This is a genomic window from Gilliamella sp. GillExp13, from assembly GCF_001690815.1.
GTDB lineage: Bacteria > Pseudomonadota > Gammaproteobacteria > Enterobacterales > Orbaceae > Gilliamella > Gilliamella bombi.
Map to the genome: position 1 here is coordinate 1 of NZ_LZHJ01000072.1, position 12697 is coordinate 12697.

The 12697-nt window shown below is 34.2% G+C and carries 8 protein-coding genes and 1 pseudogene; 5 read left to right on the forward strand and 4 right to left on the reverse strand.

Annotated features, from left to right (window positions below; translation table 11 throughout):
* Positions 1–263 (reverse strand): transposase (locus A9G37_RS05080; RefSeq protein ID WP_065574830.1); only part of this gene is annotated, 263 nt, incomplete at its 3' end.
* 86 nt (positions 264–349) lie between these two features.
* Here A9G37_RS05080 and A9G37_RS05085 point away from each other — a divergent pair.
* A complete protein-coding gene (locus tag A9G37_RS05085; protein ID WP_255306856.1) occupies positions 350–1057 on the forward strand; it encodes an IS3 family transposase in 708 nt (235 codons plus the stop codon).
* Between the two features lie 334 nt (positions 1058–1391).
* Here A9G37_RS05085 and kdsA read toward each other — a convergent pair whose 3' ends face one another.
* From kdsA to prfA, 3 genes are read right to left on the reverse strand one after another with little or no spacing between them, the layout of a single operon-like run.
* Positions 1392–2246 carry a 3-deoxy-8-phosphooctulonate synthase gene (gene kdsA, locus A9G37_RS05090; RefSeq protein ID WP_034909929.1) on the reverse strand — a complete coding sequence of 285 codons (855 nt, stop codon included), beginning with the start codon at positions 2244–2246 and terminating at the stop codon, positions 1392–1394.
* A 16-nt stretch (positions 2247–2262) separates the two neighbouring features.
* Positions 2263–3099, reverse strand: coding sequence for a peptide chain release factor N(5)-glutamine methyltransferase (prmC, locus tag A9G37_RS05095; RefSeq protein ID WP_034909809.1), 837 nt, complete (start codon positions 3097–3099; stop codon positions 2263–2265).
* Positions 3096–4181: a peptide chain release factor 1 gene (prfA, locus tag A9G37_RS05100; RefSeq protein WP_034909811.1), complete on the reverse strand. Its 1086-nt coding sequence runs from the start codon at positions 4179–4181 to the stop codon at positions 3096–3098. The genes prmC and prfA overlap by 4 nt, the downstream gene beginning before the upstream one ends.
* 479 nt (positions 4182–4660) lie before the next feature.
* Here prfA and A9G37_RS05105 point away from each other — a divergent pair.
* The 4 genes and pseudogenes from A9G37_RS05105 to A9G37_RS05120 form a co-directional block, all read left to right on the forward strand.
* A pseudogene (locus A9G37_RS05105) lies at positions 4661–6886 on the forward strand (DEAD/DEAH box helicase); the annotation flags it as partial.
* On the forward strand, positions 6886–7491 hold the full coding sequence (locus A9G37_RS05110) for a DUF4391 domain-containing protein (RefSeq protein WP_065574831.1): 606 nt from the start codon (positions 6886–6888) through the stop codon (positions 7489–7491). The pseudogene A9G37_RS05105 and the gene A9G37_RS05110, both read left to right, overlap by 1 nt.
* Positions 7492–9351, forward strand: coding sequence for a site-specific DNA-methyltransferase (locus tag A9G37_RS05115; RefSeq protein ID WP_176701866.1), 1860 nt, complete (start codon positions 7492–7494; stop codon positions 9349–9351).
* Positions 9351–12464, forward strand: a complete 3114-nt coding sequence (locus tag A9G37_RS05120) for a type III restriction-modification system endonuclease (RefSeq protein WP_065574832.1) — start codon at positions 9351–9353, stop codon at positions 12462–12464. Before A9G37_RS05115 ends, A9G37_RS05120 begins: the two co-directional genes overlap by 1 nt.
* Positions 12465–12697: the final 233 nt, after the last annotated feature.

Genomic DNA, 12697 nt, shown 5'->3' on the forward strand with positions numbered 1-12697 from the left:
AGGATATCATTCTCCATTAACAAGCGTTTATTCTCTTTGCGTAGCGCGATAAGTTCGTTATCTTCAGTTCGACGATTATCTTTTGCGATGAATGAGCCGGTAGTTTGGTACTGCATTATCCAATTATCTAATGCTGATTTGGTGAGGTCATACTCTGCGACGATATCCGCACGTTTTTTACCATTTTGATATAGCATGACCATTTGTTTTTTGAACTCGTTAGTAAAGCTACGTTTTGTTCTTCGTGATGAATCGATTGCCATTGTTGTTACCTTCTCTTATTTTTAGTTTATCATAACAATGACCTTATAAAACTGGTACTAATTAGTGTAGCCGATCCAATATATCACTGAGTGAAATAGTGGGTGAAATTTTTAATACTAATTATCGTGCTTATGGTACAAGGCGTCTGCAAGCAGAGCTGAGAAAGCAAGGCATAACCGTATCTCGACGCCGAATAGGTCGAATCATGGCGAAAAATGGCTGGGTTTCGAAATACACCTGTAAAAAATATTGTATTCATACAGAAAAAAGCAATGAATCGCCGGTGGGGAATGAACTGAATCGAGAATTTAATATAGGTCAACCACGAAAGATATTGGTGACCGATTTAACCTATGTAAGGGTTAAACAACGTTGGCACTACTTTTGTGTAATTGTTGATATCAGTAATCGAGAAATAGTGGGGCGAAGTGCTGGCAGGCATAAAACAGCAGCACTGGTCATGCAAGCTATGAGTCAAATTCCAATGAACTTACAGACGATTGAGTTGTTTCATTCTGACAGAGGAAAAGAGTTTGATAATCATTTGATTGATGAATGTTTAACAGCATTTGGAATTAAACGGTCCTTAAGTCGCAAAGGCTGCCCCTATGATAACGCAATTGCAGAAAGCACATTCAAAGCAGTGAAAACAGAATTTGTGTCAAATACTATTTTTGATTCACTGGCGCAACTTAAATTGGAATTTAATCACTATGTGGATTGGTTTAATTATAATCGACTTCATTCAACATTAAATTACCAGTCGCCGATTGAATACAAAAGAAATCGATGACCTTATCTTTTTGGTACTAAAAAGTGTGGACATACCAATATGTTCTAGATGAACGTTTGGTGTCAATATTTAGTCTATCATCAATTTTATTTATAATATCAACACGCTACCTATGATTTAGGATATGGCATTTTTTATGTATATTTATTACCGTGGTTGAAAAATTGAAGATTAAAAAGTAAGTAATTTCTAAAGATTAATGACGTAAAATGACCACATAACCAAATAAAAAAGAGAAATCATATTTGGTTTCTCTTTTTTATTAATATGCTAAAAATACCGTTTACTTTATAATAAATAACGTTTTTTTAATTGTAGCTAAATAATTAAACTCTTAGTGTTCAGTATCAATTTCATCAAAACTTTTTACTAGTTCATCAATGGCTTTCATCTGTTTTAAGAAAGGTTCCAATTTTGCTAGTGGTAATGCTGACGGTCCATCACATTTTGCATGACTTGGATCTGGGTGGGATTCTAAAAATAACCCAGCAATACCAACAGCCATGCCCGAGCGTGCAAGTTCAGTTACTTGGCCACGACGTCCACCTGATGCTGCTCCCATAGGATCACGGCATTGAAGAGCGTGAGTAACATCAAAAATAACTGGTGACCCTTTGCTTGCTTTTTTCATAATGTTAAAACCAAGCATATCAACCACTAAGTTGTCATAACCAAAACAGCTACCACGATCACAAAGGATGATTTGATTGTTACCAGCCTCTTCAAATTTTTCAACAATATTACCCATCTGCCCTGGACTAACAAATTGTGGTTTTTTGACATTAATTACTGCGCCTGTTTTAGCCATTGCAACAACTAAATCAGTTTGTCTTGCTAAAAAGGCAGGTAATTGGATTACATCAACCACATCAGCAACGGGTTGACATTGTGCTTCAGTATGTACATCAGTAATAATTTTAACGCCAAATTGTTGTTTAAGCTCTTGGAATATTTTTAGCCCTTCTTCTAATCCTGGTCCACGATAGGAATGAATTGATGAGCGATTTGCTTTATCAAAAGAGGCTTTAAAAATATAAGGAATATCTAGTTTATTGGTAACGGTGACATAATGTTCACAGATTTTCATCGCCAAATCACGAGATTCAAGCACATTCATACCACCAAATAGTACAAAGGGTAGATCATTAGCGACAGTAATGTCACCAATGTTTACTTTTTTTTGCTGCATCATAAAATTTTCCTAGTTAAGGTTTAAACCAGCGACCAAGGGTAACTCTATCATTACCACTGTAGTCGGTGAAGGTTTCTACTAATTGAAATCCGTGTTGTTTAAAAACAGTTTGCACTGCCTCGCCTTGTTTCCAACCATGTTCTATTAGTAACCACCCATATTGGTTTAAGTGCTTAGTTGCACCTTGTACAATTAGTTTAATATCAGCTAAACCATCATCTTCAGAAACTAATGCGCTTCTTGGTTCGTAGCGTACATCGCCTTGGGATAAGTGGATGTCTGTTGGCTCAATATAAGGAGGATTACTGACAATCATTGAAAACTTTCTATTCTTTATTGGTTTGTACCAATCACCTTGTAAAAAATAAACATTATTCACCCCAATTTGAGCAGCATTTTTTTGAGCTAAGATTAGGGCATCTTTATTTTTTTCAATTGCGGTAAATAAACAGTCTTGACGTTCGGTTGCCATTGCAATAACTATCGCGCCTGTTCCCGTGCCAAGATCCAATACTTCACAAGGCACTTTAGGAAGGTACTCTAAACCTAATTCAACTAATTTTTCGGTATCCGGTCTAGGTATTAAAGTGGCGTTAGAAACATTAAACTTTAAAGACCAAAACTCTTTTTCGCCAGTTATATAAGCGATAGGCTCACCATTTTTCCTGCGTTCTAAACATTCAGATAAAGCAATCAATTCATCATCAGTTAGCAATGTTTCACTGAACGCCATTAAAAATGTCCGCGTTTTTTGCGTAACAAAACTCAGTAAAATTTCAGCATCTCGCTTTGGGCTTTCACTATCTGTTAAGGTTTGAGATGCACTTTTAAGCCATTGTAAGTATGTCATTCATCTTGTTCCGATAAAGCTGCTAATTGATCTGCTTGATATTCCTGCACAATCGGATCGATTAGCATCTCTAATTTTCCTTCCATGACTTCGTCTAAACGGTAAAGCGTTAAATTAATTCGATGATCGGTTACTCGACCTTGTGGATAATTATATGTTCTGATTCTATCTGAACGATCGCCTGAACCTAATAGATTTCGACGTGTTGAAGCCTCTTCTTGTTGGCGCTTACGTAGTTCCGCATCTTGAATTCTTGCAGCTAAAACTGACATTGCTTTGGCTCTGTTTTTATGTTGCGATCGCTCATCTTGACATTCAACAACGATGCCTGTAGGAATATGGGTAATACGAATAGCAGAATCTGTTGTATTAACATGCTGACCACCTGCGCCAGATGAACGATAGGTATCAATTTTTAAATCAGCTGGGTTGATTTCAGGCATTTCTGCTTCAGGGACTTCCGGTAAAACAGCAACGGTACAAGCAGATGTATGAATACGACCTTGAGATTCTGTTTCTGGCACACGTTGGACTCGGTGTCCACCAGATTCAAATTTTAAATTACCATAAACACCATCCCCACTAACTAACATAATAACTTCTTTATAGCCACCATGTTCACCATCATTTGCACTCATAATCTCAACACGCCAATTCCGTGATTCGGCAAATCTTGTATACATTCGAGCTAAGTCGCCAGCAAAAATAGCCGCTTCATCACCACCAGTTCCTGCTCTAACTTCGATAAAACAATTATAATCATCATTAGGATCTTTAGGTAATAGTAAAACTTGTAGTTGCTTTTCTTGTTCTTCAACTCGACTTAATGCTTCGTTTAACTCCTCTTGTGCCATTTCACTCATTTCAGGATCAGATAGCATCATTTTAGCTGTCTCAATATCCTCTTGTGTTTGCTTCCAATCAGAAAAACACTTAACCACCCCTGTTAATTGCGAATATTCTTTAGATAAAGTGCGAAAGCGATTTTGATCCGCAATAACCGAAGCATCAGACAATAATGCTTGAACTTCTTCATAACGCTCTTGTAGCATTTCTAATTTGTTGATAATTGAAGATTTCATAGAAATATATTTTAGATGATATAAATTAATTAAATTTGCGGAGCATTATATACTTAATCACTTTTAAAATACAGTTTGAGCTAGTTATCGGGCTTATATCGCATCATTACATCAACAATATATAGCAAATCGATTGAATAAATGAAATATTATATGTAAATAGCCAATATATTAGAAACTTAATATTAGGTTATTTGTTGCTCTATCATTTTTTCACATTTAAATTCTATTTTGTTCATAAAAAATTTTCTACTTGTGAGTGTATTTTTTAGAAAGAGTTAAAAGATAGTTGATTATTATTTTAAACTTAACACTAACTTTTTTTGACCATGAGATATTCGCTTATGATTTTTATTTATATCAGTAAATTTTTTCCAATTTTTAGCCACTATCAACAACCATACTTTTTGGTAAAAAGTAGATAAAAACATTTCTAGACAATAAGTTATATTTTTACAATAATAAAAATATAACGCTAAATTCATTGGAATAATTACGACCTTGTAGTGATTGATGAATCACATAACTTCCGTAATGGTGGCAAATTATCAGGCAAAGATAACGAAAAAGAAAATCGATATTTAAAATTACTTAATCAAGTGATTCGAAAAGGGGTCAAAACTAAAGTATTGATGCTTTCCGCAACCCCTGTTAACAATCGCTTTAATGATTTAAAAAATCAATTAGCTCTTGCTTACGAAGGCAAAACCAGTCATATTGATGAAAATCTCAATACTCGCCGTTCATTGGATGAGATTTTTAAAAATGCACAAAAAGCATTTAATATTTGGAGTAAACAAGACACAACTGAAAGAACGACAGAAAACCTACTAAGAATGTTGGATTTTGACTTTTTTGAAGTTTTGGACTCTGTTACAATTGCACGCTCACGCAAACACATTCAAAAATATTACGATACCACCGATATAGGTACTTTTCCAACTAGACTCAAACCTATTTCAGTAAGGCCTAAACTAACAGATTTAGCTAATGCGATAAGTTATAACGAAATTTTCGAACAACTCATGCTACTAAATCTATCAATTTATACCCCTACCCACTTTATCTTACCAAGCAAAATGGATAAGTATGCTGAAATATATGAGGACAACAAAATCAATATTGGATTTACCCAAGCTAATCGAGAACAAGGGATTCGTCGTTTAATGGCAATCAACTTGATGAAACGACTGGAAAGCTCTGTATTCTCATTTAATCATACATTAGAACGTATAAAGAACTTTATTCAACAAACTATAGCTACTATTGAATCTTATAATCAAAGTGTAAAAAAAGAAATTGAGCTTACCGATATTACTAATTTCAATGATCTTGATGAAGATGAACAAAATAATGATCAGTTATTTACATTTGGTAAAAAAGTGAAAATTTCTTTATCTGATATGGATTATCTTTCATGGAAACACTATCTCACTAAAGATTATGAAATCTTATCATTATTAACTCATATGATAAGTGACATCACAGCAAAACATGATATTAAATTACAAAATTTACTTACTATTATTAAAAATAAACAACTCAATCCAATAAATAACAATAATAAGAAAGTAATTATATTTACCGCTTTTGCCGATACAGCAAGTTATTTGTTTGATCACGTTAGCCAGTATGTAAAAAATCACTTTTCACTACATACCGCAATGATAACAGGTTCAGTTGACGGAAGATCTACTGTACCTAAATTGCATTGTGATTTAAACACTGTTTTAACCTGCTTTTCACCCAAATCAAAAGATAAACACTTGTTAATGCCGAATAACACTCATGAGATTGATATATTAATTGCAACCGATTGCATCTCTGAAGGGCAAAACTTACAAGATTGTGATTATTTAATTAATTACGATATACATTGGAATCCGGTACGAATTATTCAGCGGTTTGGACGTATTGATCGCATAGGCAGCAAAAATCAGTCGATTCAGCTAGTTAACTTTTGGCCTGATGTTACTTTAGATGAATATATTGATCTAAAAGCTAAGGTAGAAACTCGCATGAAAATTGTCGACATGACTGCAACAGGTGATGACAATATTTTAAGTGAAGAAGAAAAATCCGATTTAGCCTATCGTAAAGCACAACTCAAACGCTTACAAGACGAAGTGGTTGATATTGAAGATATCACTAACAGTATATCAATCATGGATTTAGGTTTAAATGAATTTAGACTTGATTTACTGGAGTATATTAAAAATCATCCCGAACTTGATAAAACACCGTATGGATTACATGCCGTTGTGCCAGCTTTACCAGATATGCCCGCAGGTGTTATTTATATATTAAAAAACCGGGCAAACAGCATTAATATTAATAATCAAAATCGCCTTCATCCATTTTACATGGTGTATGTTGCAAATAATGGCGAAGTTATTTGTGATCATTTATCACCAAAACAATTACTTGATAAAATACGCTTACTTTGCAAAGGCAAAATAGAACCCATTGCAAAATTGTATCAACAATTCAATAAAATCACAGCCGATGGTGGTAATATGGCACATTTTTCACAACGACTTGGTGACGCCATAAACTCCATTATTGAAGTAAAAAAACACAGTGATATTGATAATTTTTTAAGCGGTAATGCAATTAGTTTTGTTACCGATAGTATAAAAGGTCTAGATGACTTTGAATTAATCTGTTTTTTAGTTGTCAGTGAATCAGAAAATAAGGTAGCATAATGCTTGGTTTGCCCAAAACGACAGAAATAAATCACCAGTTAGCTAAAAAAACAATCTATGCAAAGTTTCAACTGAACAATGCTACGAAAGAAAAAGTCGATGCGGATATAGCTAAAATTACCCTTGTTAACGAGGTTTCCGCAGCAAAGATAAATCTCGCAGCAGGAAATAACATTAATGCTTTTTTTGTGGCATTGGTACAACTGAAAAAAATCAATTTTAATGAAACAAACCTTGTTTTATTATCCAAACTAATACCGCAAAATATACTATTTATTTTGCAATATGCTAAGCAGGCTAAATTGGCCGTTTTTCAACATAAATTGATACAAAGTGATTGGCAAGCTAAAGAAGAATTACACATTGAATTAAAAGGATTAAACCTTGATAATGTCTGGCAAAACATCATTCAACAAGTCGGCAAATTCGACATTGAGCAAGGCAATAGTCTTGAGCAGCAGATTATCATTGCCGATAAAAGACAAAAACTGATTTTAAACATTGCTCGCCTTGAAAAGAAAGCAAGAAAAGAACTACAGCCTAAAAAAGCATTTGAATTGGTGCAAAAAATCAACCAATTGAAACAAGAATTAAAGGATTCTTAAATGGATAAATTAAAGATACATTCACTCAATAAAGTGGATGAAAATATCAAAAAAATCGGTGCACAATTCCCGAACTGTATTACTGAACGCAAAAACCAACAAGGTGAAGTGGAATACGCCATCGACTTTGATATGCTCAAACAAGAACTTTCATCAGTGATTGTTGAAGGTCGAGAAGAACGTTACCAATTTACTTGGCCAGATAAAAAGAAATCGATTCTACTTGCCAATGCCCCCATAGCCAAAACCTTACGACCTTGTCGTGAAGAAAGTGTTGATTTTGATGATACCGAAAATTTATATATTGAAGGCGATAATCTTGAAGTACTAAAACTATTGCAGGAAACTTACCTTGGCAAAGTCAAAATGATCTATATCGATCCGCCTTATAATACCGGTAATGATTTTGTCTATGAAGATGATTTTGCACAAAATACCTCTGAATACCTTGAAAACAGTGGGCAATTTGATGATGAAGGCAATCGGCTAATAAAAAATATGGAAACTAATGGCCGCTTTCATACTGATTGGCTGAATATGATTTACCCCCGTTTAAAACTGGCAAGAGATCTATTAACTGATGATGGTGTGATTTTTATTAGTATTGATGATAATGAGGTGGCACAACTTAGAAAAATTTGTGATGAGATTTTTGGTGAGAGCAATTTCGAAGGACACATTCATTGGAGAAGAAGACACAATCAGCCAAATGACAAAACAAAAATGATAGGAATTGTTACAGAACACATTCTAGCTTTTGCAAAAAATAGTAAATTCTTAAAAAACTCCGGTATAGGAAAGCTTAATTTGACAGCAAATTTCTCAAATCCTGATAATGATCCTCTTGGTTGTTGGGCTAGTAAGCCATGGAAAGTAGGTTCTGACCAATCGGGTAGTCAATATACAATTGTTACACCAACAGGAAAAATACTCAATGAAGAATGGATGGGAGAAGAAGATACCTTTAAAAAATACCTTAAAGAAGGGCGCATATACTTTCCCAAAAGTGGAAATGGAATGCCTAGGAAAAAATACTATCAATTTGAACGAGAAGAAGAGGGACAATGTGCGACAAATTGGTGGACTCATGAACAATTTGGACATAATCAAGGTGCTAACGACTATGCAACAGCCCTCTTTGGCATCAAAAATGTTTTTAGTAACCCAAAACCAATTGAATTGATAAAAGCTTTGTTAAGAATTGCCAATGTAAAAAATGAACACATTGTTCTGGATTTTTTTTCAGGATCCGCTACTACAGCTGATACAATTATGCAACTCAATGCAGAAGATGGCGGCAACCGCAAATTTATCATGGTGCAACTGCCAGAATCAACGGATGAGAAAAGCGAAGCTTACAAAGCAGGTTATAAAAATATCTGTGAAATTGGTAAAGAGCGCATTCGCCGGGCAGGCAATAAAATTGCTCAAGAAAATCCACAGGCTAAATTTGATAAAGGCTTTCGCGTTTTAAAATGTGATAGCAGTAATATGAAAGAGGTTTATTATAATCCTGCTGAGTATAATACCGATCTTCTTGATGTCCTGATTGACAATATCAAAGCCGATAGAACGGCAGAAGATTTATTGTTCCAAGTTATGCTGGATTTGGGGGTATTACTTTCTAGTGATATCAAACAAGCCACCATTGCCGGTAAAACCGTATTTAACGTAGCAGATAACTTTTTAATGGCTTGCTTTGATACAGACATTAATGAAGATGTCATCACGGCTATTGCCAAACAAAAACCTTACTATTTTGTTATGCGTGATAGCTCAATGGAAAATGATAGTGTTGCCACCAATTTTGAACAAATTTTCAATACCTACAGCCCTGAAACCAAGAGGAAGGTGTTGTAATGAAATTTAATTTTAAAATTCAGCAATATCAAACCGATGCAGTAAATGCAGTAGTTCAAGTTTTTAACGGGCAAGGTTATCAAAATAGCCTGCGTTATGTGCGTGATTTAGGCAATACACCTACTCAGGCAGAAATGAGTTATGACACTGATTCAAGGTATACATCAGATGACAGCGCAATCGATATTGGTTTTAAAAATGAAATTATTTCGTTAACCGATAACGAGTTACTCGCTAATATCAAAAAAATACAAAACGTAAACAATATTAAACAGTCGGCTGATTTAATTAAAAACTTAGGTCGGTGTAGTCTTGATATCGAAATGGAAACGGGTACTGGTAAAACCTATGTTTACCTCAAAACCATGTTTGAACTGAACAAGCATTATGGTTGGAGCAAGTTTATTGTGGTTGTCCCTTCTATTGCCATTCGTGAGGGAGTAAAAAAAACCTTTGAAATAACCACAGACCATTTTATGGAGCATTATGGTCAAAAGGCTCGCTTTTTTGTCTATGACAGTAAAAATTTAACTTTATTAGATAGTTTTGCTGCCAATTCGGGCATTAATGTTATGATCATTAACACCCAAGCTTTTGCTTCCTCGCTAAAAGAAGATGGCAAAAATAAAGAAGCACGAATTATTTACTCAAAACGCGATGAGTTTGCCTCGCGCCGGCCGATTGATGTGATAGCCGCTAATAATCCCATTATTATTTTGGATGAGCCACAAAAAATGGGTGGCGAAGTCACGCAAAAAGCTTTAAAAAATTTTAATCCATTATTTTCATTAAATTATTCTGCTACCCATAAAAAACAGAATAATCTCATTTATGTCCTTGATGCACTTGATGCATACAATAAACGGCTGGTTAAAAAAATCGAAGTAAAGGGTTTTGAAGTTAAAAATCTAAGAGGTACTGATAGCTACTTGTATCTTGAACAAATTCTCTTATCCAACAAAAAACCACCACTGGCAAAAATTGAGCTGGAAATAAATCACAGCAATGGTATCAAACGTGAAATTCGCAATTTCACTGAGGGTGATAATCTTTATTCTGTTTCAAAACAGATGCAACAATACAAAGGATATACGGTATCTGAGATCAATCCTTTGACTGGAATAGTCACTTTTACCAATGGTGTTGCAATTAAAACCGGTGAAGTGATAGGTGATATTTCTGAAGAAAATATGCGCCGCATTCAAATTAGAGAAACCATATTATCCCACTTTGACAAAGAAGAAAAACTGTTCAATATGGGCATTAAGTCACTATCATTATTTTTTATTGATGAAGTGGCAAGATACCGCCAATATGATGATAACAATAACGAAATATTGGGCGAATATGGACAAATATTTGAACAAGAATACCTAACGATTTTGCAACAATACTTAGACCAAGCCAGCAACACCCCTTATCAACAATATTTAAAAACTAAGTGTAATGATGCAAGCCAAGTACATAAAGGTTACTTTAGCATTGATAAAAAAACTGGCAAAAGTATTGATAGCCAATTAAAACGAGGTAGCGAATCTTCAGATGATATTTCAGCTTACGACCTGATTCTTAAAAATAAAGAACAACTGTTAAGCTTTGATGAGCCCACTCGATTTATCTTTTCGCACTCAGCACTACGTGAAGGTTGGGATAATCCCAATGTTTTCCAGATTTGTACACTAAAACACTCCGATAACCAAACAGCTAAACGGCAAGAAGTCGGCCGTGGTCTTCGTTTATGTGTCAATCAAGATGGTAATCGTATGGATATTGAAAGTTGCGGCGAACAAGTCCACGATATCAACATGTTAACCGTTATCGCCAGTGAAAGTTATAGAAACTTTGTTAATGATCTTCAAGCCGATATAAAAACAGTCATTTATGATCGACCAACTGTTGCCACCAGTGAGTACTTTTTCGGTAAATATGTAGAAGTTAATGGTGTATCAACCATTATCGATAAAGCAGTAGCTGATAAAATTGAATTTTATTTAATTAGTCATGGCTATGTTGATATCGAGCGTAAAATAACCGATAAATACCGCAACGATGTTGTAATGAACTCAGTGGCACCATTACCAGATGAATTACAACCAATGGGTGACGGAATTCATCGCCTAATTCAGACTATTTATAATGATAGCGAGTTAGACGCCATGTTTACCGATGGTCATGAAACAAAGATTAAAGATAATCCACTTAATGAGAATTTTGATAAAGCCGAATTCCAAGCATTATGGCAGCAAATTAATCAGCAATATGCTTATACTGTTAACTTTAATAGCGATGAATTAATCAATAAAGCAATTGCTCATATCAACGATAAGTTATTTGTCTCGCAGCTACAATACATTACGGCTGTCGGTCAACTTAAAGATCAAATAACAACACAAAGTATCTATCAAAATGATGCGTTTAAAACTCAAGAAACAAAGACTACCACTTTGGAACATGCTTATTTTAAACCAATAAAATATGATCTGATTGGTCAGATTGCGCAAGAAACCACATTAACTCGCAAAACAGTAGTAGCCATATTAAAGGGGCTAGATTCAAAAAAACTAAATATGTTCAAGGATAATCCTGAAGAATTTATTGCTAAAATTATTAAATTAATTAAAGAACAAAAAGCAACTACAATTATAGAGCATATTACATACAATAAAACTTCAGGCAAATATGACAGCACTATTTTCACTCAGGAAAAAAGTTTACAAAGTTACGATAAAGCGTTTTTAGCGAAAAAAGCAATTCAAAATTATGTATTTACCGATGGGCTAGCCGAAAAAAGTATTGAGCGAAAATTTGTTGAAGATCTTGATACGGCAGAAGAAGTGTGCGTATATGCAAAATTACCAAAAGGTTTTCATATTCCAACACCTGTTGGTAATTATTCACCCGATTGGGCAATTGCTTTTCATGTTGGGAAAGTAAAGCATATCTTTTTTATTGCTGAAACCAAAGGTACAATGGATAGTTTAAATTTAAGACCAATTGAACAAGCAAAAATTTCGTGCGCGAAAAAGCTTTTTAACGAACTTTCGACTAGTAAGGTACGCTATCATGATGTTGATAGTTATCAAAGCCTGATGAATATAATGAATTCATTATAAAATTACTTTCATTTAAAAATTTAGTTATAGATAATTTATTTATTTTTTACTGAAACGTATAGTTACCTGAAAGTTTTTGACAAAAATTATCTTATAAAAAAATAAAAATGCCGTTAGTTTGAGCTAACGGCATTTTATTAAGTAAATAAGGATGCAACAGGAAAGGTGTGTTCAAATATTAAATTTTGATCAGCAAAAACATTCAGTTTTAACATATCAAATTCTGTTACCAA

Bases quoted from the DNA above. Each gene is read 5' to 3' on its own strand.
- kdsA (WP_034909929.1), bottom strand. From the start codon at position 2,246: ATGCAGCAAAAAAAAGTAAACATTGGTGACATTACTGTCGCTAATGAT.
- prmC (WP_034909809.1), bottom strand. From the start codon at position 3,099: ATGACATACTTACAATGGCTTAAAAGTGCATCTCAAACCTTAACAGAT.
- prfA (WP_034909811.1), bottom strand. From the start codon at position 4,181: ATGAAATCTTCAATTATCAACAAATTAGAAATGCTACAAGAGCGTTAT.
- A9G37_RS05110 (WP_065574831.1), top strand. From the start codon at position 6,886: ATGCTTGGTTTGCCCAAAACGACAGAAATAAATCACCAGTTAGCTAAA.
- A9G37_RS05115 (WP_176701866.1), top strand. From the start codon at position 7,492: ATGGATAAATTAAAGATACATTCACTCAATAAAGTGGATGAAAATATC.
- A9G37_RS05120 (WP_065574832.1), top strand. From the start codon at position 9,351: ATGAAATTTAATTTTAAAATTCAGCAATATCAAACCGATGCAGTAAAT.